We start from the raw sequence: 21,449 nt of genomic DNA, 5'->3' as shown, positions 1-21,449 counted from the left end.
GCTCAAAGGAGACGACCCCGACCATGCACACCCAGACCACTCCTCTGCGGTGGTACGGAGACAGCAGCCCCGGCACCGACCCCGCCGGCATCTACCAGTCCCTCGCCGACCTCGACCGGCCCGCCTTCGTCGTCCGCACGCCCACGGGCATCGGCGCCGTCTCCGGCGGCCGGCCGACGCCGGGCGAGGGGCTCCCCCTCCTGGCCGCCACCGGCCCACTGCCCCCGCGTGCCCTCGGCTCCCCCGCCTTCCTGGCCGCGCACGGCGTCCGGTACGCCTACATGGCGGGCGCGATGGCGGGCGGCATCGCCTCCGCCGACCTGGTGATCGCCCTGGCAAGAGAGGGGTTCCTCGCCTCGTACGGGGCTGCCGGACTGCTGCCCGGGACCATCGAGAAGGCGCTCACCCGGTTCGCCGCCGAGATCCCGGGACTGCCGTACGCCGTGAACCTGATCCACAGCCCGAGCGAGGAGCGCCTGGAGCGGGAGGCGGTGGAGCTGTTCCTGCGGTACGGGGTGCGGTGTGTGGAGGCCTCGGCCTTCATGAGCCTCAGCCCGCACGTGGTGCGCTACCGCCTGGCCGGCCTGCACCGCGGCCCCTCCGGGGAGGCCGTCGCCGCACACCGCCTCATCGCGAAGATCTCCCGCCCGGAGACGGCGGAGCGCTTCATGCGCCCCGCGCCGGCGACCGTCATCAGTGCGCTGCTCGACCAGGGCCTGATCACCCCCGAGCAGGCGGATCTGGCGAAGTACGTTCCGATGGCCGACGACATCACGGTCGAGGGCGACTCGGGCGGGCACACCGACCGCCGCCCGCTCACCGCCCTCCTCCCGACGATCCTCCGCCTGCGCGACACCGTCCAGCACGACCACCGCTACCCCACGCCGATCCGGGTCGGTGCGGCGGGCGGCCTCGGCTGTCCCTCCTCCGTCGCGGCCGCGTTCACCATGGGCGCCGCCTATGTCGTCACCGGCTCGGTCAACCAGTCGTGCGTGGAGTCGGGAGCGTCGAAGCCGACAAAGGCGCTGCTGGCCGACGCGGGGATCGCCGACTGCGAGATGGCGCCGGCCGCCGACATGTTCGAAATGGGCGTCGAGCTACAGGTTCTGAAGAAGGGCACGCTCTTCCCGATGCGCGCCAAGCGCCTGTACGAGCTGTACCAGTCGTACGACGGCCTGGAGGCGCTGCCCGAGAGCGAGCGCGCCCGGCTGGAGACCCAGATCATCCGCCGCCCCCTGGAGGACGTCTGGCAGGAGTGCGTCGGCTACTTCGGCCGCCGTGACCCCGAACAGCTGGCCCGCGCCGCCGAGAATCCGAAGCGGCGGATGGCGCTGGTGTTCCGCTGGTACCTCGGCATGGCGTCCCGCTGGTCGACGGTGGGCGACCCGGACCGCGTCCTCGACTACCAGGTGTGGTGCGGCCCCGCTATGGGCGCGTTCAACGACTGGGTCACCGCCAGCTACCTCAAGGCGCCGGGCAACCGCCGTGTCGCGGACGTGGCCCATCATCTGATGCGCGGCGCCGCCTTCCACACCCGCCTGGCCCACCTCCGCGTCTCCGGCGTACGGATCCCCGCCTCCGCGGCCGACTACCGCCCCGCTCCCCTGGAACCGCAGGCGGCGCTGGAGAGGTCCCGATGAACGCGCCGAGCGGGGAGGAGATCGAGCGTCTGCTGGGCGATCCGTACGACGCGGACAACCCGTTCGGATTCGCTGCGGCCGTCCGCCGGGACGAACAGGACGCGTTTCCCGAGGAGTTGTGCGCCGCGCTGCGTGAGGCGGGCTTCCACCTCAACTATCTGCCGCAGGAATGGGGCGGCCGGTTCGAGACCTTCGAGCACAGCATGGTTCTGGTCCGCACCGCAGCTCGCCGGGACCTGAACATCATGCCGGGCACCATGTTCGGCATCACCGCGGCGACCTGCCTGGCGCTGCACGGCTCTCCGGAGCAGCGGAAGTACGCGGCGGAGATCCTCGGCAGGGGCGGCGCGGTGGGCTTCGCCCTGTCGGAGGCCGAGCACGGAAGCGATCTGCTGGCCAACACCGTGCGCCTCGAACCTGCCGCGCAGGGCTGGGAGTTGACGGGCGAGAAGTGGATGGTGGGCCTTGGCCGCCGCTGCGAGGCGCTGTACCTGGTGGCCCGGACGGGCGGGCGGGGGCCGGGTGCGTTCTCGGCGGTGCTGCTCGACCTGAGCGGAGTCGAGCGCGGCCAGACCGTGCCGACCTCCGGCATGCGCGGCATCGACTTCGCCCACCTCCGCTTCAACCGTTTCCCGGTCCCCGCCGAGGCGCTGGTGGGCAGCGAGGGCCAGGCCCTCGAGTCGGTCATGAAGGCGCAGCAGGTGGTCCGGGTGATGAGCATGGCCGGCAGCCTCGGCTGCGCCGACACGGCCCTGCGGCTGACCCTGGACTTCGCGACGGCCCGCCAGGCCGGCCGCACGACGGTACGCGAATCACCGTATCCCCGGCGGGAGTTGGCGATCGCGTCGGCCGCGCTCCTCGCGGCGGACGTCACGGCGCTGACCGCCGCCCGGGGCATCCATGTGTTCCCGGAGGTGTTCAGTGTCTGGGGCTGCGCCGCCAAGCACCTGGTCGCGGAGAACACCGAGGAACTGATCCGCCGGTGCGCCACGGTCCTGGCGACCCGCTCGGTACTCCGCACGGAGGGCCCTGGCGACGGGCTGTTCCAGAAACTCCAGCGGGACGCGGCGATCGTGAGAGTGGTGGACACCAGCACTCTGGCCAACCTGCGCGCATACGCGGCCCAACTCCCCACGCTGGGCGTCAGCAGGGGCGCGGAGAACTGCGCGACGAGCCCCGACGGCGCTGCACCCGCGAACACACCACACCCCCCACGGCGAGCGGGCACAGACCTCATACGCAAGGTCTTCGACCTCACCGAACCCCTTCCCCCTTACACGCCCGAACACCTGGACCTGACAGCCCGAGGCAACTCCCCCGTCACCGCAGCCCTGTTCGACATCGCACCAGGGGTGACAACCACCCTGACCGCCCAGGGCGACCGGACAACCGCAGCCCTCACAACCCGCCTCACCACCGCCCTCACGGAGCTCACCGAAGACACGGCGACCGCCGACCGGGACACCGGCCTGACAGACGCCGCCGACCGGTTCGCCCACCTCCACGCCGCCGCCTGCTGCCTGCTCCTCTGGTGGGCCAACCCCACCCGCTCCCTGTTCGGCGCGGAGCCCGGCGACACGCGCTGGCTGGCCGCCTGTCTCGCCTACCTTCTCGCCCGGGCGGCCGGCACCGATCCGCGCCGAGAGGCCCACACCCTCCTCCCCGCCCTGGACATCACCACGGAACTGCACGCCGGTGTCCGGCTCTTCTGCGCGTACCCGAAGCAACTGGCGCCGCGCCCCGCCCCCGAACCCGCCGCCGACCACTGACCGTTGGGAGACCCCGTGCCGAAGTCGGACCTCACGGAGCTGGCCGGGCGGCTGGAACGCCACCTGGGCGATCCGCACGACCCCACGAGCCGCATGCCGTACGCCCGTGTCCTCGAATACGACGAACGCGAGGACTATCCCTACGAGTTCGTGAACCTACTCCAGCGCTGGGGCGCACTGGACCACTCGCTCCCCCGTGCCCAGGGCGGGAAGGCGGGTGATGTGGAGACCGGCTTCAACCTGATGCGGCTGATCGCCCGCCGGGATCCCACCACCGCGACCGCGTTCATCATCACCAGCCTCAGTTTCATGCCGGCCTGGGTCGCCGGTACCGACGCCCAGAAGCGGGCCATGGTGGAGTCCATCCAGCGCGGCAACCGCTACGCCTGGGGCCTGTCCGAGCGCCGGCACGGCAGTGATCTGCTCGCCAACGAGATGACCGCCGAGAGGACGGACGGCGGCTATCTCCTCACCGGGGAGAAGTGGCTGATCGGCAACGGCCGGGTGGCCGACGGGCTCAGCGTTCACGCCCGCACCGACCCCCGGGGCGGCCCCGGCGGCTACTCCGTCTTCGTCCTCGACAAACGGCAGACACCCGCCGGGACCGTGGACGAGCTGCCGCGCGAGCGCATGCACGGACTGCGCGGGCTCGACATGAGCGGTTTCCGCCTCGACCGGGTCTTCGTACCGGACTCCGCGCTGCTCGGCCGCGAGGGACAGGGTCTGGAGATCGCGCTCAAGACCTCGCAGACGGCCCGAGCCCTCATCAGCGGCATCGCGCTGTCGGCCGTGGACACGGGGCTGAGGGTCACACTCGACTTCACCGAGGGGCGGACGGTCTTCGGACGTGCGGTCAGTGATGTCCCGTACTCCCGGCGCCAGTTGGTGGAGTGCTTCGCGGATCTGATGGTCGCCGACGCGGTGAGTCTGGGCGCGGTGCGAGCCCTTCAGGTCGTTCCGGAGCAGACCAGCGTGTGGTCGTCCGTCGTCAAGTACTTCGTGCCGACGCTTCTGGAGCGCACCTTCGCCCAGCTCAATGTCGTACTCGGAGCGCGCTTCTATCTGCGCGACCATCCGCACTACGCGATCCACCAGAAGATGCTCCGCGATCTGCCGGTGGCCAACTTCGCCGACGGCAACACCGTCGTGAACCTCAAGAACATCGCGCTCCAGCTCGACGGACTTCTCGCCACGGCCACGACAGCCGACCAGGCGCTGCGTGACGAGGCCGGTGAGCGCGCGGCCGTGCTCTTCGGCATCGACCGCGAGCTGCCTCTCTACCGGCCCTGGGACCAGGAGTTGTACAGCCGGGGCCGGGACGACGCCCTCCTCGCCGCTCCCGCCGCGCTCGTCCGGCTGCGGCGGCTGGCCGGGGAGGCCAAGCGCGACGAGCACGACTGGCTGACCAGGGCAGCGGACACCGCGGAGCAACTCCTTGTCGGAGCCGCTTCGTTGCGCGAGCGCGTCACCTCACTCAAGGCGTCACTGGGCCGTGAGTACGGTCAGTCCGCCGAACTCTTCGACCTGGCCAAGGAGTACTGCCTCCTGCACGCTGCCGCCGCCTGCGTGCACACCCACGTCCACTCCTCCGCCGCGCTGGAGGACCCGTTGCCGAGCGGCGCGCTGCTTCTGCTCCAACTGGAGCGCGTACGACGGCACCTGCGCCCTCACGAAGCAGTGACGGACGCCGGTGCGGTGGACGACGTGATGCGGGTGCTGCGCCATCTGCACCGGGAGAACCGGCTGTTCTCGTACTGGCAGTTCCCGCTCGCCGAGCGCGGCGACCTGCCCGCCGCCGGCCTCTGACCGGAGGGCCGGATGCCGAATCCCGACCGCCATCTGTGGCTGCTGCCGGACGCGGCCGCCGAGGCGTTCATCGAGCGCACCGGCGGCCCGGCCGTGCTCGACACGGCCGAGCGCGAGCGCTGCGAGCGCGTCCTCGCACCGTCCGAACGGCGCCGCCGACTGGCCGCCCGGCTGCTGGCCCGGCACGCCCTCAGCTCCCGTAGCGGCCTCCCTCTCACCTCCTGGCGTTTCCATACCACTTCGGGCGGCCGACCGGAGCCCAGGCCGTCCGCGGACCACCGGCTTCGCTTCAACCTCTCGCACACCGACGGCCTGACGGTCTGCGTGGTCACCGACAGTGGCCGGGCCTGCGGAGTGGACGCCGAACGCTCGCCGGCGCGCGCCGACGCGGTCGCACACCTCCCCCGCTTCTTCGCCGACCGGGAGCGCACGGAACTGGCGGCCGTTCCGGACGCCGTACGCCCCGGCCACGTCGCCGCCTACTGGGTGCTCAAGGAGGCCTACCTCAAAGCACTCGGCACAGGCCTGCGCCGTGACCTGTCCACGATCGCCTTCACCGGCCTGACCGGCGGACGCATCCGCCTGTACGACACCGGCAAACCCGAACCGGCTTGTGAACGCTGGCAGTTCGACCTGATCCACCCGAGCCCCGGTCATGTGGTGGCCGTGGCCACCGAGAACGGCACCGCGGGCGGACTGATCACCACCACACTCACCGACTGACCCCAAGGAGCATCCGATGTCCGCCAAGCCCAGCATCGCCGTCGTCGGCGGTGGCGTCGCCGGCCTCTCCGCCGCCTACGCCCTGCGCGAGCACGCCGAGATCACCCTGTTCGAACGCGAGGACCACTACGGCGGCCACGCCAACACCGTCGAGATCCAGGACACGGGCCGAATCCTGGGCATCGACACCGCGTTCGTCGTCTTCAACCGCCCCGCCTACCCCAACCTCAGCGGATTCTTCGACGAACTCGGCGTGGAATCCAAGCAGTTGATCAGCGGCTTCAACTTCTTCGACCTGACTGAGGGCGTGCAGTACGGCAGCGACGAGATGGACCTGCCGGAGGAGGAGGTGCGCGCCCGGTATCCCGAGGCGTTCCAGACCATCTGGCGCGAGGCCCACCGGTTCCACGAGGAGGGGCGCCGGGACTTCTTCCGCAAGCGCACCGACATGCCGATGGGCGAGTACCTCGACCGGGGCGGCTACAGCCAGGAGTTCCGGTACGGCTACTTCATCCTGCTGTGCAGCGCGGTGTGGTCGGTGCCCGCCGAACTGGTCTGGGAGATGCCGGCCACGACCGTGATCGCGTTCTTCATGGCCCATGACGAGAGCGGCCTCGGCGGCCGGCGCGTGGACTGGCGGACCGTGGGCGACGGTTCGATCACCTACGTGCGCAAGGCGCTCGCGGCGATCGACCCGAAGGTGCGGCTGTCCGAGCCGGTGACCGGTATCCACCAGGACGAGGACGGCGTCACCGTACGTACGGCAACCGGCTCCGAGCGTTTCGACCACGTGGTGCTCGCCACGCACGCCGATGTGACCCGCGCGCTGCTGGAGAACCCCACCGACCGTCAGCACGAGCTTCTGGCCCCGCTGCGCTACAACGCCTCCACGGTGATCCTGCACACCGATCCGTCCGTGATGCCGGCCGACCGGTCCCGGTGGGAGGCGTGGAACTACGGGAAGGTGACGGTGGACGGACAGCCGCGCACGTACGTGGCCTACTACATGAACAAGCTGCACGGCTACGAGTCCGAGACCGACTACTTCGTCACCCTCGACTGTCCGCTTCCGGTCGCCGAGGACAGCGTCATCCGCACTTTCCACTACGAACACCCGGTTCTCGACATGGCGATGCGCCGCGCCCAGCAGACCGTCTACGAGGTCAACGAAGGTCCCCGGGTCAAGTTGTGCGGCTCGTACTTCCACTCCAAGCAGCAGTACCACGACCAGATCGGCTCGCACGAGGCCGCGTTCTCCTCCGGGAAGGAGGCGGCGGCCCAGCTTCTGCGTGAACTGGGCCGGTAGGCAGGGTCAGTTGTCTGTCGCGTCCGTGTGCCGCCGGGCCGACTCGTCCTCCTGGGCCATGCGCCGCAACGCCATGAGCGCGGGTTCCAGGAGGACGGTGAGCAGGAGCGCACGCTCGGCGACCTCCAACGGGTCCTCGATTCCGTCCAGTTGATCGAAGTCGAGGACCGCGGTCTGCTCGGCCAGCCGGGCGTACGGCAGGAGCACCCGCCAGTCCAGCGGTGTGCCGAGGGTCCGCAGCGAGGCGAGGGTCTCGGCCAGAGTGGCCCGGGCGGGTGCGGACTCGTGCACGTTCCAGCCCAACTCCTCGATCAGCGCATCGACTTCGGCTGGTTCCGGGGCGTCCGCCTCGGTCTCACCGGCCAGCCGGATCGCCCCGAGCGCGAGCCCCAGGAAGCGGTGGGTGTCGGCGGTGTGCTCGGCGAGCGCGCCCAGCACCTCCCGGGTGGTACTGACGGACAGGCCGCGTACGCCGATCAGTGCGCGGATCAGCCGCAGTCTGCGCGTGTGGTTGTCGTCGTACTCGGCCTGCGTGGCCGACAGCTGGCGGCCGACCGGAAGGAGGCCCTCGCGGAGGTAGTACTTGATCGTCGTGACAGAGACACCACTGCGGCGGCTCAGCTCGGACATGCGCATCGGTCGGGCTCCGCTCTGGTCATTGGATACCTCTACTGTCTAACATGGATAGTGGAGGTATCCAATAGAGCCTCCCCGCTTCGCCCTGCCTCTCAGAAGAAGGCCGCAGCCATGCCCACCCTGCCCTGGACCACCGTCAACCAGCCCGCTCCGGACACGACGGCGTTCGTCATGGCGTCCCGCCTGGAAGTCCGCTCCCTGCGCGACGTCCCCCGCTTCTTCCTGCAATCCCTCGCCGCGTGGAAGCAGGTGAAGAACGCGCCCGGCGCGTACGGCGCCTCGCTGATCGCCCAGCCGCTCAAGCGGACGTTCTGGACCCTGTCGGCCTGGGAGGACAAGCAGGCCCTCTACACATACGCGCGGACCGAGCCCCACAAGTCGGTCATGACCGGCCTGCGCTCCACCATGAACCGCTCGGTCTTCACCTTCTGGGAGACCCCGACGGCAGGCCTGCCCGTCGACTGGTCGGACGCGCGGGACCGGCTGGCCGCCCAGGAGCGCGCGGACGCGGACGGCAGTACGCCGACCGCCTGACCCCGCCCACCGTCTCATCCGCACCGCCGCACCGCCGGATCAGTTACTCCCCCTAGGAGACTCCCCTGCCATGACGCTGTCCGAAGAGAACCCGGTCGTGGACGACGCGGCCGTCGCGCCACCGGCCGAGGGCCGGCGTGTTCCGCTGTGGCTCGCGATCGTCGCGTGCAGCGTGCCCATGTTCATGGTCGCGCTCGACAACCTGGTCGTCTCGACCGCCCTGCACACACTGGCGGTCGACCTGGAGGCGAACACCCAGCAGCTGCAGTGGTTCGTCAACGCGTACGTTCTCAGTTTCGCCTGTCTGCTGATGACGGGGGCCGCGCTCGGTGACCGGTTCGGCCGGCGCACGGTCTTCGTGCTCGGCATCGTCGTCTTCACGCTGGCCTCGATCGGCTGCGGCCTCTCCGACACCAGCGCGCAGCTGATCACGTTCCGCACCGTGCAGGGATTCGGTGCCGCGGCCGTCATGCCGCTGTCGCTGACCCTGCTCTCGCAGGCCGTGCCGGACCGGCTGCGCGGGTTGGCCCTCGGCCTGTGGTCGGGCGTCAGCGGCCTGGCCGTCGCGATGGGCCCGGTGGTGGGAGGCGCGGTGGTCGACGGACTGGACTGGCGGTGGATCTTCTGGATCAACGTGCCGGTCGGCGTCGTCGCCGTGCCGCTGATCCTGCTGACGCTCCGTGAGAGCAAACTTCCGGGAACCCGACTCGACCTCGTCGGCATGGTGCTGGCCGCCACCGGCCTGTTCGCGCTGGTGTGGGGCATCGTCAACGGCGAGCCGGACGGCTGGACGTCGGCCGGGGTGCTCGGCGCGTTCGGCGCGGGCGCGGTGCTGCTGGCCGCGTTCGTCGCCTGGGAGGCGCGGGCACCGCAGCCGATGCTGCCGCTGTCCTTCTACAGGGTGCGGGCGTTCACCCTCACCAACGTCGTCTCGGCCGCCATGTACTTCGGCGTCTTCGGGTCCCTCTTTTTGCTCGCCCAGTACCTCCAGATCGTGCCGCCGCGCACCCCGTTCGAGGCCGGCGTCCGCACACTGGCCTGGACGCTGATGCCGATGTTCGTCGCGCCTGTCGCGGGCCTCCTCACCGAGAGGGTGGGCGGCGGCCGGCTGATGGCCCTGGGCCTCTTCCTCCAGGGCGTCGGACTCGGCTGGATCAACCTGGTCGCGGACACCGACACCGGGTACTCCTCCCTGGTCGGCCCGATGATCGTGGCCGGTATCGGCATGGGCTTCGTGTTCGCACCGACGGCGGCGGTCGTGCTGGGCTCGGTCAGCCGCGAGCACGCGGGCAAGGCGTCCGGCGCCAACACCACCGTCCGGGAGATCGGCGGGGCCCTCGGTATCGCCGTGCTGAGCACGGTGTTCGTGGCGCACGGCAGCACGGGTTCGCCCCAGCAGTTCGTGGACGGACTGCGCCCTGCGGTGTGGGTCGGCGTCGTCGTGGTGTTCGCGGGCGCGGTGTGCGCGCTGGGGATTCCGCGCCCGTCCCGGCCAAGAGCGGAGGCGGCGGCGGACATCACGGCCGAGCCAGTGGCCGGGCGGGCCTGAGAAGCCCGCACCCCTCCCCGGCGCCGGTGACCGCCCGTACGTGACGGACGTGCGGTCACCGGCGCGTTCTGCTCAACGGGCACCTCCCCCCCCTCTTTCCGCCGGCCGTCCCGCCCCTCTACGATCACGCCAAGATGTCATGGCGCGCTCACGCTCTCGCCTTGAGGGGACCCCACCATGCGCAACCTGCTTCGCACCGCCACGGCCGGGGCCGTCACGGTCACCGCGGTCCTCGCCTGCGGTACGGCCCACGCCACGCCGCCCGGGCCCGGAGTGTCAGGCCGCGTACTCGCCCGGACCACCATCGGCGACACCGACTACACCCTGCGGGAGATAACGATCCCCGCAGGCCAGGCCACTGGGTGGCACTACCACGACGGGCCGCTGTACGGACTCGTCAAGCAGGGCACCCTCAGCCACTTCGACTCCACCTGCGAGTCCGACGGCGTGTATCCGCAGGGCAGTGCCATCAGTGAGCCGGCCGGCCCCGGGAACGTCCACATCGGCCGGAATCTCGGCACCGAGCCCGTCGTACTCGACGTCCTGTACGTGCTGCCGCACGGTTCACCCTTCTCCGAGGACGCGCCGAACCCCGGGTGCGACTTCGAGTGACCGGACGCCCGATGAGCCCGGTCGGCCGGATCACCCGGCCGGCAGCGGCTGCTCCGCCCAGATCGTCTTGCCGGTGCCCGTCTGCCGGCTGCCCCAGCGCTGGGTGAGCTGGGCGACCAGCAACAGGCCACGGCCGCCCTCGTCGTAGGCGTGCGCCCGGCGCAGGTGCGGTGAGGTGGAGCTGCCGTCGGAGACCTCGACGATGAGGGCCCGGTCGCGGATCAGCCGGAGCTGGATGGGCGACTCGCCGTAACGGATGGCGTTGGTGACCAGTTCGCTGACGACGAGTTCGGTGACGAAGCCCTCCTCCTCCAGCCCCCAGGCGGCCAGTTGTTCCATGGCGGCCTGGCGCGTGACGGCCACGTGAGCGGGGTCCGGCGGGACGTCCCAGGTGGCCACCCTGCCCGCACCCAGCGCGTGCGTACGGGCGAGCAGCAGGGCCACGTCGTCGCCCGGCTGCTCGGGCAGCACGGACTTGAGCACCGCGTCGCACATGGCGTCGAGCGAGGCGCCGGGCAGGTTCAGCGCACGGCACAGCTCGGCGGTGGCGTGGTCGATGTCCCGGTCTCGGTCCTCGATCAGCCCGTCCGTGTAGAGGGCAATGAGCGAGCCCTCGGCCAGTTTCAGCTCGGTCGCCTCGAAGGGCAGGCCGCCGACGCCGAGCGGCGGTCCCGCCGCCACCTCGATCAGCTCGGCGACACCGCCGGGCGGTACGACGGCGGGCGGCGGGTGCCCGGCGGAGGCGAGAGTCAGCCGGCGCGAGACCGGGTCGTAGACGGCGTAGAGACAGGTGGCGCCCAGTTCGGCGACGTCCTCACCGTCCTCACCGTCGGCCAGATGGGTGACCAGGTCGTCGAGATGGGTGAGGAGCTCGTCCGGCGGCAGGTCGACGTCCGCGAGGGTCCGCACGGCCGTACGCAGCCGTCCCATGGTCGCGGAGGACTGGATGCCGTGCCCGACGACGTCACCGACGCAGAGCGCGACCCGGCTGCCGGACAGCGGGATGACGTCGAACCAGTCGCCGCCGATGCCGGCCACCGACCCGCAGGGCAGATAGCGGTGGGCGACCTCGACGGCCGCCTGGCCGGGCAGCCCCCGGGGCAGCAGGCTGTGCTGGAGAGCCAGTGCGGTCGTGCGCTCACGGGCGAACCGGCGGGCGTTGTCCACGCAGACGGCGGCGCGGCTGGCCAGTTCCTCGGCGAGTACGACGTCGTCCTCGGTGTAGGGGTCGGGGCGGGCGATGCGCAGGAAGACCGCGACGCCCAGGGTGGTGCCGCGGGCCCGCAGCGGCACGGTGACCATGGAGTGGACCCCCTGGCGGTACGGGCGGCCGACGGGCTCGCGGGCGTTGCGTTCCGCCACCCACTCGTCGAACGCCCGCTCGCCGACCCGCCCGAGCAGCGCCCGGCCCTCCGCCATCGCCCGTACGGGTGGGGTGGACGGCGGGTATACGTCCTTCGCGCCCAGCGGGATGACGGCCTCCGGAGTGCCCTCGGTAACTGACCCGTGGGCGACCCGGCGCAGCATGATCTCGCCGGCCGGCGGCGCCGGGGGTTCGTCCGCGCCGAGCACCCAGTCGAGCAGGTCGACGCTGACGAAGTCGGCGAACCGGGACACTGCCAGTTCGACGAGTTCCTCGGCGGTGCGGACGACGTCGAGGGTGGTCCCGATGGCGGTGGCGGCCTCGTTGAGCAGGGCGAGCCGCCGCCGGGCCCAGTGCTGTTCGCTGCTGTCGAAAGCCGCGATGCCCACCGAGGTGATGGCCCCCAGGTCGTCGCGCACCGGCCACATCTCGAGGCTCCACGCGTATTCCCGGCCGTCGCCCACGTCCTTGCCGAACGTTTCGTAGCGTACGGGTACGCCGGTGCGGGCGACCTCTCGCAGGTTGAGCAGAAATCCCTGGCTGATGCGGTCGTCGGGCACGATGTCCGTGTCCCCGTAGAACTGTCCGATCAGGGCCTGTTCCTCGATGCCCATCAGGTCGCAGGCGGCGTTGTTGAGCCAGGCGTAGCGCTGGTTCGTGTCGAAGGCGGACATCGACACGGAGGCCTGCCGGATGGCCCGCTCCAGTGAGGCCGGCCCCTGCGTCACCGCATGCGGCTCCGGCATCGCCGGTTCGGCCAGGACGGTGACGACGAATCCCCGCGCCCCGCCGTCCTCGCCCAGTACGGGGCACGCGCTGACGGCGAGTTCGACGGGGTGACCGTCCCGGTGGCGGAGCGCGACCACGCCGGCCAGCTCGGTCATCGCCGTCGGCGGGGGGTCCTCGGCGAGCAGTTCGGCGGCCGGGCGGCCGACGACGTCCTCAGCCGTGTGTCCCGTCAACCGCCGGGCGCCCTCACTCCATCCCGTCACCATGCCTCGGGCATCGATGATCACCGCGGCGGCGACTTGTTTCATACGCCCCAGGATGGTCCCTGTGTCCCGGGGCATCAACCCCGATGGCGCACCTCGGCGCGTCAAACCCCGTCCGACCGCCCCGCGAAGAGGCGGAGGACGGCTGGAGAACGACAGAGAGGGGCGTCAGCCCTTGTGCGCGCGGAGTGCGTCGAGGGCACGGTCCGCGTGGGTGTTCATCCGCAGCTCGCTCGTCACCACCTCCAGGACCGTACGGTCCTCGGCTATGACGAAGGTGACCCGCTTGGTGGGCATCATCGAGAACCCGCGCTTCACACCGAACAGCTCACGGACCGTCCCGTCGGCGTCCGACAGCAGCGGCATGCCGAGTGTGTGGCTCTGCGCGAACTCCTGCTGGCGGTCGACCGAGTCCCCGCTGATCCCGACCGGCCGCGCGCCGACGGCGGCGAACTCGGCGGCCAGGTCCCGGAAGTGGCAGGCCTCGGCGGTGCAGCCGGGCGTCAGGGCCGCGGGATAGAAGAAGAGGACGATCGGCCCGTCGGCGAGGAGTTCGGAGAGCCTGCGGGACGCTCCGCTCTCGTCGGGCAGCTCGAAGTCCTCGATCTTGTCGCCGACGTTCACCTTGCGTGTCATGACCGGCCCTCTCCGTTCTTCGCGACGCTGCGTGCCCACAGGACGAGCGGTACCTGGAGCGGCAGCCGCCCGATGGCACCGGCCCGCAGGGCGGCGGGCCGGTTGCGCCAGTCGACGGCCATCTTCACGTTGGCCGGGAACACCCCGACGAAGAAGCCCGCCGTGGCGAGCGCGGCAACCCGCCGGGTACGCGGCAGCGCCACCCCGGCGGCCAGCGCGAGTTCGGCGGCGCCACTGGCGTACGTCCAGGCCCTGGGCGTGCCCGGCAATGCGCGCGGCACGATCGCGTCGAACGTGCGGGGTGCGACGAAGTGACTGACGCCGGCGACGGCCAACAGACCGGCAAGCATCAGGGGTGAGCGTTGGGAGCCGGGCACGCTTCCTCCTCGGACGGTGTGCCGGGCGATCCTACTGGACGGTAAATGCAGGTGGAGAGGCGGGTGTTCGACTGTCTTCCGTGGTCGGGCCTCGACGTACTCGCCCAGCGGGCGCAGCACATCGGCGATCCGACTCGGGCCCACCCCCTCGGGAGTGGGTCCGGCCGCGCAGGTGCAAGCGGCGGGGCCGGACCCTGGACAGTTCACCGACCGGCGCGGGGGCGCTCGGCCGGCCGTCCTTGCCGCGGGCGCAACCCGGCCGGCACACGATCCCGCTGGTGCTCGACGGGAGCAGCCGAGCACACCGGCGACGCGGTGCGACGCGCCACGCGGTGCTGTCAGACGGTGGGAACCGTCTCGATGACGCCCGCTTCACCGTCGTCGTCGAGCGAGTAGGCGAGGAAGTCGTCCACCATCCGGTGGAACAGGCCGGCGAGCTGCTGGAGTTCCTCGGCGGACCAGCCGCCGAGAGCCAGCTGCATACCGCGGCGGCTCGCCTCCCGGACGCGGTCGACGGCCTCCTCGCCCGTCGCGGTCAGCTCGATGCGCTGGGCGCGGCGGTCGTCCGGGTCGGGTACGCGGGTGACATAACCGGCCTTCTGAAGCTGCTGCACCTGTCGGGTGACGTGAGAGGCCTCGACCGCGAGCCGGTTGGCGAGTTCACCGGGGCGCATCGGTTCGGAGTCGGCGATCTGCCGGAGGAGCGCGGTGGCGGCCCGGTCCAGCGGCACTCCGGCGATCGCCATCAAGCGGTCGTGCTGCCGGGCACGGCTGAGCAGATAGGAGATGCGGGTGAGAGCTCGCTCGATCTCGGCCACATCCTTGGGGGCAGGAGCGGTTTTGGGTGGCGGTGTGGACATACCCTCAAGTTTACCATCTCGTTGCGTAACTCAAGTAAATTCCGCCTGGATGCGAGCCGGCAGCACGGACACCCCCGGTCACGGCGTCGCACCGCCGAGCCAGTAGCCGAACCCCCGACGCGTGCGGATCAACGCCGGCGCCTTCTGGTTCACCTTGCGGCGCAGCCGGGAGACGAGTTGTCGATCGCGTTGCCGCCCCGGTACTCGCCCCAGACGTGCCGGGCGATCTGCTCCTTCGACAGCACCTTCCCGGAGTTGACCAGCAGATGGCGCAGCAGCCGGTACTCCGCCGGAGTCAGATCCAGCGGACGCGCCCCGCAGCGCGCCTCGCAGATGGCGTCGTCCAGGGCCAGATCGCCGTACGACATCACCCCCTTCTGCCGTGCGGGGCTCCAGCCGCGCAGCAGCACCTGGACGCGGACCAGGACTTCGGAGATACGGAACGGCGTGGTCACATAGTCCTGCCCGGCCCGCCCCATCACCGACAGCAACATGTCCATGGAGTCGGCGGGGGCCAGGAAGAGGACGGCCGGACGTTCACCGACGACGCGATGCCGTCGCGCCGGCTCGTTCAGGTCCGGCAGCGTCAGGTCGAGCACCACCAGGTCGAACCGGAAGTCCCCGAGCCGGGAGCCGCCGAAAAGGTCGTCGTCACCTTCGACACGCAGGACTGACAAGTGGGAGGGGACGAGGGAGACACCGCCCCCGGGCCCGCCCGGAGGTGACCCTGACGGCCGGCGCGCTCGCGGTGGCCGCCGGTTGCGGCAACTCGTCCCGCTCCCGGTACGGCGGTGTCCAGCGCGGTGCCGGAAGCCGTACTGGCCCGACCTGCCACCTCGTTCGACGGTGTGCCGCTGTCCCGGGAGGACGGGATCAGGTGGTGATGGGCATGGTTCCGCGGCCGCGCCGCCGGCCTCCGGCTTCGCGTCGTCTCCGCCCCGCGCAGGGGGGGGCTGCCGCACCGGCCGCAGAACCGTCCTCCTGGCAGTTGGTGTCTTCGGTGCCGGGTGGGAACTCCCCGGGCGAAGCGACCGGTTCGGAGGAGAGGGGCGCTCCGGAGGGTCTATCGTGTCGGCATGTCCGTCCCTGAACTGATCCGTATCGTCTCCCGTGACTCGCCCATGGCCCTGGCCCAGGTGGAGCGGGTACGCGCCGAACTGGCCGTCGTACACCCGCACGTGCGCACCGATGTCGTCCCCGTGAAGACGACCGGCGACAAGTGGATGGGCGATCTGTCCAAGGTCGAGGGCAAGGGGGCGTTCACCAAGGAGGTCGACGCCGCGCTGCTGGCCGGTGAGGCCGATCTCGCGGTGCACTGCGTCAAGGACGTGCCGGCCGACCGGCCGCTTCCCGCGGGCACGATGTTCGCCGCGTTCCTCAAGCGGGACGACATCCGCGACGCCCTGATCCACCCCGGCGGCCGCACCCTCGACGAGCTGCCGGACGGCACCAGGATCGGTACGTCCTCGGTGCGCCGGATCGCACAGCTGGCCGCCTCCCACCCGCACCTGGAGTGTGTGCCGTTCCGTGGCAACGCCAACCGGCGGCTGGAGAAGCTCGCGGCCGGCGAAGCGGACGCGCTGCTCCTCGCGGTGTCCGGCCTGGAGCGTATCGGCCGGATGGACGTCGTCAGCGAGGTCCTCTCCCCCGAGACGATGATGCCGCCGATCGGCGCGGGCATCCTCGCGCTCCAGTGCCGCGAGGGCGACACCGAGCTGATCGACGCGGTCAGTGGCCTCGGCGACCCGGACACGCACCGGGAGGCGACGGCCGAGCGCATGTTCCTGCACGTACTCCAGGGGCACTGCAACAGCCCCATCGCCGGGTACGCGAAGGTGGCACGCAACGGCGAACTCTCCCTGCGCGCCTGCGTGTTCACCCCGGACGGCAAGACCCAGCTCAACGCCCACGAGTGGGCGGGCCGCCTCGACCCGGCCACGCTCGGCACGTCCGTGGCGGTGGCGCTGCTACGGCAGGGCGCGCGCGAGCTGATCGACGACATCACGCACTGAGGACAGGGGAACGGAAGCCGAGCCCGTCCGGCGGCAGCGCAGGCAGCACGCCGGTTCGGCTCGGCAGGCCGCTCAGGTGGGTTCCGTCCGGCCCTTCTGGTCCCGCTGCTCCCTCAGGTCCCGCTGCTCCTTGAGGAAGTCGCTCACCTGGTGGGCCACCCCGTCCCGGGCCGTTCCGTGGTGCGCGGCGGCGCCGGTGAAGTCCTCCGGGAGGCCGATCCCGCCCGCCCAGAGATGCCGGGCGGTCCACTCCTCCTCGACCCGCAACTGGATCTGTACGTCCACCTGTGCCAGGGAGGCTTCCGGGCCGGCCGCGTACAGGACGGCCGTGGCGCGGCGCAGCGGATGGACGTCGAAACCCTCGATGAACTGGGAGTTCCGCCAGTCGATGAAGGCGCCCTCGCCGTCGGGGCCGAGCCGGATGTCGATCTGGCCGTCCTCCAGGTGGACGCCGAAGTGCCGGTTGGCGCGGTTCTCGACGGTCACCCGGAGGCTGAAGTAGGTGAGTCCGTCGGCTGCGTCGTCGCGCCCGCGCGGCGGTTCGGCCGCCAGCAGACGATGGACGCGGACACGCAGGCCGGCATGCTCGTCGTACTCGTGCCAGTCCCCGACCACGTTCGGCTCGCGCACAGTCCACCTCTCGACCTCGGATGGCTGCTTCCTATCCTTGTGCCCGGCGCACAGTCAAATGAGCAGAATGCGCTGTGGCCAGCGAATTCGCCCCCTTGATCACTGATCAAGCGGTGTGCAGCGGAAATCCGCCGAAGGCCTGTCCGGCGCCGGGTGGGCGCGTGCCGCACATCACGTCCGGTGCATGGTCGTGACCCGCGTTCAGCAGGCCAGCCGACCGAGGAGAGTCAAGAACATGCATAGGGCACGCTCAATGGGTGTGGCGAATTCACGCAGCGATCAATCAAGAGCACTGAGTCATATTTTATGCTGATTTGTTTCCATGGTTCCCGGAGCGGGAATTGGTTGGTCAGTGCTTCGGACTGGAGGCACATCCGTGGGAGCTGGTCCACCGGCCCTCGGCCGACCTCCGGGCCGTCCGTGTGCGCCCTCCCCCGGTGTCTGTCCATCCAGCACCGACCGAGGAAGGCGCGCGCGATGCGTACCACCACCAGAACGAATCGCCATCCGCACGACGACGCCCCCGACACCGCCGCAGCCTTCGAACGACTCGCCCGGCTGCCCGAAGGGGAGGAACGTCACGCCCTTCGCGACGATCTCGTACGGGCCTGGCTGCCCATGGCCGAGCGGATCGCCGTACGCTTCCGCGGGCGCGGCGAGGCCCTGGAGGACCTCTACCAGGTCGCGGCCATCGGACTCGTCAAGGCCGTCGACCACTACGACCCCGAGCGCGGCACCGCCTTCGAGGCCTACGCCGTACCGACCGTCACCGGCGAGATCAAGCGCCACTTCCGCGACCACCTGTGGGCACTGCACGTACCGCGCCGGGTCCAGGACCTGCGCAACCGGGTGCGCACGGCCTCCAAGGAACTCTCCGCCACCGTGCCGGGACGTCCCCCGACCGTCGCGGAGATCGCCGCGCACGCGCAGTTGAGCGAAAGCGAGGTGCGTACGGGCATGGAGGCCCTGGAATGCTTCTCGGTGCTGTCGCTGGAGGCGGAGCTGCCGCGCACCGACGGCTACGCGCTCGCGGACACGGTCGGCGGATCCGACCCCGGCTTCGACCTGATCGTCGACCGCGCGGCCGTCAGTCCCTGCCTCCGGGCCCTGCCCGAACGTGAGCGGACCATCCTCTACCTGCGGTTCTTCGGTGGGATGACGCAGAGTCGGATCGCGTCGCAACTAGGCATCTCGCAGATGCACGTCTCCCGGCTGCTCAGTACCTGCTGTGCACGCATACGCGAGGAACTCGGCGAAGAACCATCCGACGGCATGACCGCCGAACGCTCCGCGGAGAGAGGTGCACGGCACAGGGAACTCGCCGACGTCTGCTGAAGACGGCCGGCCCGCGTGCACACCGCAGTCGCCCGGCGAGTCCTGCGCGGCCGGGCGACTGGGGACGGGCTCACTGCCGAACCCTCCCGGGAACAGTTCCGCGGTGTGCCCTCCACCCGGTGTCACCTGAGGGACGGAGTTGAAACACACTGCCGGCCAGGAAAGCGCTGCGCGTCCTGCCTGACGACACGGATTTCGGGCGGGAACTCCCGTCACACCCCGGACCGGAATCCTCTCCGGAGCATTGCCCGGTTCAAGGTCCGTGTACGGAGTGATCTTCTCGGTGCCCGTGCACACGTGCCATGAGGGCCGATCGGGGTACTCGACAGGCACCGGGAGGGGGTTTGGCCGGAGACTGTCTCCGAGCGGTGTCTGCCGGTGGACGGAATCAGGACGCGAGTGCCATGAACCACGACACGACACATCCCAGCGGCGCGACGGACGTCGTCTCGACCCATTCCGTGTTCGGCGCCCCCTGCTGGGTGAGTCTGACCAGCCGCGACGTGCCGGCCACCGAGGCGTTCTACAGCGCCGTACTCGGCTGGCGGTGGCGTTCGGCCCGGCTGGGCGACCGCTTCCGGGTCGCGCTGGCGGAGGACACGCCCGTCGCGGGGATCGCCGCGGTGGCCTCCGTATGGCAGGTGGCGGTCGCCTGGATCCCGTACTTCGCCGTGCCGAGCGCAGACGAGGCGGCGGGCCGGGCCCGCGAGCGCGGGGGTACGACGGCGGTCGGCCCGATCTCCTTCCCGCCCGGCCGAGCGGCTCTGCTGGCCGACCGTGACGGGGCGATCTTCGGAATCTGGGAGGGCGAGCTGCTCGCGGGCTGGGAGTCCTGGCGCCGGGCGGCGCCGGCGTTCGTCCGGCTGCACACCCGCGACGCGTTCGACGCGGCCATCTTCTACGGCGAGATCCTGGACTGGGCCTCGGACCGCCCCGGTTGCTGCGAGGTCCACTACGAGGGCGACGAGGTCGTGCTGCGCAGCCGGGGTGACGTCGTGGCCCGCATCGTCTCAGGGGCGCTGGAGGCGGCACCCGACCCCACGATCCGTCCCCACTGGCAGGTCCACTTCGCGGTCGAGGACGTGGCGGCCTGCGTCAGGGCCGCACAGGACAACGGCGGCAGCGTCCTGCGGTACGACTCCGGTTCCATGCCGTTCGAAGCGGTGCTCCGCGATCCGGACGGGGCGCAGTTCACGGTGACTTCGCGCACCCCTCGCTGAACCCGCCGGCTGCCGCACCGTCGAACGGAGACGCTGGTCGCTCCGCGGAAGCCGGGTGCGGGCCCTTGTCCCCCTCCCCGCGTTCCATCCCGGCCCCGGAGCAGAGGACAGCGCCACCGTGCCCCGGGGGAGTCCGGAACGTACCGCTTCTACGCGTTCACGAGGGCGCCCCGCGTCCCGCTCTCCGCACCGGTGAAGGCCGGGATCGTCCGGGGCATCTGCCGCACCTCCAGCAAGGTCGGCGCGGGCCCGGTCGGGACCAGGGGAAGGCCTTCGCAGGAGCGGACCCGGCGCGAGAACCAGATGACCTTGGCGCCGGTGCCGGTCGCGCAGCACCCCCAGCCGTCGCTCACCGCGGCGAGCCAGGCCAGGCAGGGGCGGAGTTCCCGGTCGGGGCGCAGGTCACGGTTGTTCTCGCCGATCGCGGTGATGAGGTGCTGGCCGTTCCACCACATCTCGATCACCGCGTGCTTGTCGGTCGCGTGCTCGTCGATGGCGCGCAACAGCACCTCGGTGCCGTGACAGACGGGTCCGACGAGTTGCTCCAGGTCCCAGTGCCGGAGGTGGGCGGCCAGAATGCGCCCGACCTGGCCGACCCGTTCAGGACCGACCTCGACGTCGAGGTGGTAGTAGCAGGACTCTGCGGTCTTCATCGTCGTTGGCTCCTCACGCGGACTCACGTTCTTCACGCTCTGCGGGGCCGGGCCCCGAACGCGAAGCGTGAGCACTGTTCGCTTCTGAGTCAGCTCCAGGGTGAGAGCACTAGTCCATTCGTGCAACACGAGCGCACGTGCGGTTGTTGAAGCTCCAACAAGACGCTGGGTCGTCATGCGTGCACCATGAGTGAAGGTCTCGACGTAGAAGAAGCAGCGTTCACGAGGAAGGTGACCAGCGCCATGCTCCTGCCTGCCAAAGCCGAGGTCGCCCGGCATCTGAACAAGTACCGGGAGTGGGAGCGCGTCATGCTCGCCGCCCCGTCCGACCGTTCGGCGCGCGACAGCTTCGAGGACTCGGGCTACACCCTGTGCGTGCTGATGGGGAAGCGGTGTGCGCGCGAGGCCGCGCACGCCGCCGAACACTATCTGCGCACGAGTCTGGTCACCTACCTCCGCGAGCAGGCCGGCTGGGCCCACGCGGACCGTTTCACCGGGCATGCTCCCCCTGCCGTCCAGCGCAGCACCGCGGGGGGGTAGCACCGCCCGCGGCTCCCGTCCCGTTTCCGATCCCCAGCACGCAGAGGTGAGACCCATGAGCCCGACTCCGGCCATCGGCCGCATCCCGGTGCGGGATGTGCGTCCGGCCGTCGAAGGCGGCAGACGCCCGGCGAAGGCGGTCGCGGGAGAGACCTTCCAGGTCACCGCGACGGTCTTCCGCGAGGGCCATGACGCCGTCGGCGCGAACGTCGTACTCCGCGACCCCGAGGGCCGTCCGGGCCGCTGGACGCCGATG

General features: G+C 70.7%; 21 protein-coding genes. 13 read left to right on the top strand and 8 right to left on the bottom strand.

What is annotated here, in order from left to right:
- The first annotated feature begins 23 nt into the window (after nucleotides 1–23).
- The 5 genes from RB628_RS01880 to RB628_RS01860 are packed head-to-tail and all read left to right on the top strand — an operon-like array spanning nucleotide 24 to nucleotide 7,244.
- Nucleotides 24–1,640, top strand: coding sequence for a PfaD family polyunsaturated fatty acid/polyketide biosynthesis protein (locus RB628_RS01880; RefSeq protein WP_318318461.1), 1,617 nt, complete (start codon nucleotides 24–26; stop codon nucleotides 1,638–1,640).
- Nucleotides 1,637–3,409: an acyl-CoA dehydrogenase family protein gene (locus RB628_RS01875; RefSeq protein ID WP_318318460.1), complete on the top strand. Its 1,773-nt coding sequence runs from the start codon at nucleotides 1,637–1,639 to the stop codon at nucleotides 3,407–3,409. Before RB628_RS01880 ends, RB628_RS01875 begins: the two co-directional genes overlap by 4 nt.
- A gap of 15 nt (nucleotides 3,410–3,424) precedes the next feature.
- Nucleotides 3,425–5,215: an acyl-CoA dehydrogenase family protein gene (locus RB628_RS01870; RefSeq protein WP_318318459.1), complete on the top strand. Its 1,791-nt coding sequence runs from the start codon at nucleotides 3,425–3,427 to the stop codon at nucleotides 5,213–5,215.
- A gap of 12 nt (nucleotides 5,216–5,227) precedes the next feature.
- Entirely contained in the window at nucleotides 5,228–5,938 is a 711-nt protein-coding gene (locus RB628_RS01865) for a 4'-phosphopantetheinyl transferase family protein (protein WP_318318458.1), read from the top strand.
- A 16-nt stretch (nucleotides 5,939–5,954) separates the two neighbouring features.
- Nucleotides 5,955–7,244 (top strand): NAD(P)/FAD-dependent oxidoreductase, encoded by a 1,290-nt coding sequence (locus RB628_RS01860; protein ID WP_318318457.1) that lies wholly within the window; start codon nucleotides 5,955–5,957, stop codon nucleotides 7,242–7,244.
- 6 nt (nucleotides 7,245–7,250) lie between these two features.
- Here the strand turns inward: RB628_RS01860 and RB628_RS01855 are convergent, their stop codons facing one another.
- The gene (locus tag RB628_RS01855) at nucleotides 7,251–7,880 is read right to left on the bottom strand and encodes a MerR family transcriptional regulator (RefSeq protein ID WP_318318456.1); all 630 of its coding nucleotides are present in this window, start codon (nucleotides 7,878–7,880) and stop codon (nucleotides 7,251–7,253) included.
- A gap of 111 nt (nucleotides 7,881–7,991) precedes the next feature.
- Between RB628_RS01855 and RB628_RS01850 the strand changes: the two genes are divergently transcribed.
- The 3 genes from RB628_RS01850 (at nucleotide 7,992) to RB628_RS01840 (ending at nucleotide 10,575) form a co-directional block, all read left to right on the top strand.
- The gene (locus RB628_RS01850; RefSeq protein WP_318318455.1) at nucleotides 7,992–8,414 is read left to right on the top strand and encodes a DUF3291 domain-containing protein; all 423 of its coding nucleotides are present in this window, start codon (nucleotides 7,992–7,994) and stop codon (nucleotides 8,412–8,414) included.
- A gap of 70 nt (nucleotides 8,415–8,484) precedes the next feature.
- Complete coding sequence (locus RB628_RS01845) at nucleotides 8,485–9,963, top strand: MFS transporter (RefSeq protein ID WP_318318454.1); 1,479 nt, start codon at nucleotides 8,485–8,487, stop codon at nucleotides 9,961–9,963.
- A 177-nt stretch (nucleotides 9,964–10,140) separates the two neighbouring features.
- A complete protein-coding gene (locus RB628_RS01840; protein ID WP_318318453.1) occupies nucleotides 10,141–10,575 on the top strand; it encodes a cupin domain-containing protein in 435 nt (144 codons plus the stop codon).
- A 30-nt stretch (nucleotides 10,576–10,605) separates the two neighbouring features.
- Here RB628_RS01840 and RB628_RS01835 read toward each other — a convergent pair whose 3' ends face one another.
- The 5 genes from RB628_RS01835 to RB628_RS01815 all read right to left on the bottom strand — a co-directional run bounded on the left by RB628_RS01835 (nucleotide 10,606) and on the right by RB628_RS01815 (nucleotide 15,480).
- Nucleotides 10,606–12,975, bottom strand: a complete 2,370-nt coding sequence (locus tag RB628_RS01835) for a SpoIIE family protein phosphatase (protein ID WP_318318452.1) — start codon at nucleotides 12,973–12,975, stop codon at nucleotides 10,606–10,608.
- Nucleotides 12,976–13,098: 123 nt separating this feature from the next.
- Nucleotides 13,099–13,566, bottom strand: coding sequence for a peroxiredoxin (locus RB628_RS01830; protein ID WP_318318450.1), 468 nt, complete (start codon nucleotides 13,564–13,566; stop codon nucleotides 13,099–13,101).
- Complete coding sequence (locus RB628_RS01825; RefSeq protein WP_318318449.1) at nucleotides 13,563–13,943, bottom strand: hypothetical protein; 381 nt, start codon at nucleotides 13,941–13,943, stop codon at nucleotides 13,563–13,565. The genes RB628_RS01830 and RB628_RS01825 overlap by 4 nt, the downstream gene beginning before the upstream one ends.
- Nucleotides 13,944–14,281: 338 nt before the next feature.
- The gene (locus RB628_RS01820) at nucleotides 14,282–14,803 is read right to left on the bottom strand and encodes a MarR family transcriptional regulator (RefSeq protein ID WP_318318448.1); all 522 of its coding nucleotides are present in this window, start codon (nucleotides 14,801–14,803) and stop codon (nucleotides 14,282–14,284) included.
- Between the two features lie 149 nt (nucleotides 14,804–14,952).
- Nucleotides 14,953–15,480: a response regulator transcription factor gene (locus RB628_RS01815; protein WP_318318447.1), complete on the bottom strand. Its 528-nt coding sequence runs from the start codon at nucleotides 15,478–15,480 to the stop codon at nucleotides 14,953–14,955.
- Between the two features lie 399 nt (nucleotides 15,481–15,879).
- On the opposite strand from RB628_RS01815, the gene hemC reads away from it, so the two are divergent.
- Nucleotides 15,880–16,815, top strand: coding sequence for a hydroxymethylbilane synthase (gene hemC, locus RB628_RS01810; protein WP_318318446.1), 936 nt, complete (start codon nucleotides 15,880–15,882; stop codon nucleotides 16,813–16,815).
- A gap of 72 nt (nucleotides 16,816–16,887) precedes the next feature.
- Here hemC and RB628_RS01805 read toward each other — a convergent pair whose 3' ends face one another.
- On the bottom strand, nucleotides 16,888–17,445 hold the full coding sequence (locus RB628_RS01805; protein ID WP_318318445.1) for a hypothetical protein: 558 nt from the start codon (nucleotides 17,443–17,445) through the stop codon (nucleotides 16,888–16,890).
- A gap of 477 nt (nucleotides 17,446–17,922) precedes the next feature.
- On the opposite strand from RB628_RS01805, the gene RB628_RS01800 reads away from it, so the two are divergent.
- Nucleotides 17,923–18,780 (top strand): SigB/SigF/SigG family RNA polymerase sigma factor, encoded by an 858-nt coding sequence (locus tag RB628_RS01800; protein WP_318318444.1) that lies wholly within the window; start codon nucleotides 17,923–17,925, stop codon nucleotides 18,778–18,780.
- A gap of 404 nt (nucleotides 18,781–19,184) precedes the next feature.
- Nucleotides 19,185–20,000: a VOC family protein gene (locus tag RB628_RS01795; RefSeq protein ID WP_318318443.1), complete on the top strand. Its 816-nt coding sequence runs from the start codon at nucleotides 19,185–19,187 to the stop codon at nucleotides 19,998–20,000.
- Nucleotides 20,001–20,149: 149 nt separating this feature from the next.
- Here RB628_RS01795 and RB628_RS01790 read toward each other — a convergent pair whose 3' ends face one another.
- Nucleotides 20,150–20,653, bottom strand: coding sequence for a pep a2 (locus tag RB628_RS01790; protein WP_318318442.1), 504 nt, complete (start codon nucleotides 20,651–20,653; stop codon nucleotides 20,150–20,152).
- Nucleotides 20,654–20,896: 243 nt separating this feature from the next.
- On the opposite strand from RB628_RS01790, the gene RB628_RS01785 reads away from it, so the two are divergent.
- Both RB628_RS01785 and RB628_RS01780 read left to right on the top strand, forming a co-directional pair.
- Nucleotides 20,897–21,193 (top strand): DUF5133 domain-containing protein, encoded by a 297-nt coding sequence (locus tag RB628_RS01785; protein WP_318318578.1) that lies wholly within the window; start codon nucleotides 20,897–20,899, stop codon nucleotides 21,191–21,193.
- A 55-nt stretch (nucleotides 21,194–21,248) separates the two neighbouring features.
- A partial coding sequence (locus tag RB628_RS01780) for a maltotransferase domain-containing protein (protein ID WP_318318441.1) occupies nucleotides 21,249–21,449 on the top strand: 201 nt, incomplete at its 3' end.

This window comes from Streptomyces sp. ADMS, assembly GCF_033441795.1.
GTDB lineage: Bacteria > Actinomycetota > Actinomycetes > Streptomycetales > Streptomycetaceae > Streptomyces.
The sequence above is the reverse complement of the archived record's forward strand: the minus strand, read 5'-3'. Positions and strand labels throughout refer to the sequence as shown.

Coding starts and splice junctions, on each gene's coding strand:
- RB628_RS01795 (WP_318318443.1), top strand. CDS start 19,185: ATGAACCACGACACGACACATCCCAGCGGCGCGACGGACGTCGTCTCG.
- RB628_RS01845 (WP_318318454.1), top strand. CDS start 8,485: ATGACGCTGTCCGAAGAGAACCCGGTCGTGGACGACGCGGCCGTCGCG.
- RB628_RS01800 (WP_318318444.1), top strand. CDS start 17,923: ATGCGTACCACCACCAGAACGAATCGCCATCCGCACGACGACGCCCCC.
- RB628_RS01860 (WP_318318457.1), top strand. CDS start 5,955: ATGTCCGCCAAGCCCAGCATCGCCGTCGTCGGCGGTGGCGTCGCCGGC.
- RB628_RS01865 (WP_318318458.1), top strand. CDS start 5,228: ATGCCGAATCCCGACCGCCATCTGTGGCTGCTGCCGGACGCGGCCGCC.
- RB628_RS01785 (WP_318318578.1), top strand. CDS start 20,897: ATGCTCCTGCCTGCCAAAGCCGAGGTCGCCCGGCATCTGAACAAGTAC.
- RB628_RS01790 (WP_318318442.1), bottom strand. CDS start 20,653: ATGAAGACCGCAGAGTCCTGCTACTACCACCTCGACGTCGAGGTCGGT.
- RB628_RS01850 (WP_318318455.1), top strand. CDS start 7,992: ATGCCCACCCTGCCCTGGACCACCGTCAACCAGCCCGCTCCGGACACG.
- RB628_RS01830 (WP_318318450.1), bottom strand. CDS start 13,566: ATGACACGCAAGGTGAACGTCGGCGACAAGATCGAGGACTTCGAGCTG.
- RB628_RS01875 (WP_318318460.1), top strand. CDS start 1,637: ATGAACGCGCCGAGCGGGGAGGAGATCGAGCGTCTGCTGGGCGATCCG.
- RB628_RS01855 (WP_318318456.1), bottom strand. CDS start 7,880: ATGCGCATGTCCGAGCTGAGCCGCCGCAGTGGTGTCTCTGTCACGACG.
- RB628_RS01840 (WP_318318453.1), top strand. CDS start 10,141: ATGCGCAACCTGCTTCGCACCGCCACGGCCGGGGCCGTCACGGTCACC.
- RB628_RS01880 (WP_318318461.1), top strand. CDS start 24: ATGCACACCCAGACCACTCCTCTGCGGTGGTACGGAGACAGCAGCCCC.
- hemC (WP_318318446.1), top strand. CDS start 15,880: ATGTCCGTCCCTGAACTGATCCGTATCGTCTCCCGTGACTCGCCCATG.
- RB628_RS01820 (WP_318318448.1), bottom strand. CDS start 14,803: ATGTCCACACCGCCACCCAAAACCGCTCCTGCCCCCAAGGATGTGGCC.
- RB628_RS01835 (WP_318318452.1), bottom strand. CDS start 12,975: ATGAAACAAGTCGCCGCCGCGGTGATCATCGATGCCCGAGGCATGGTG.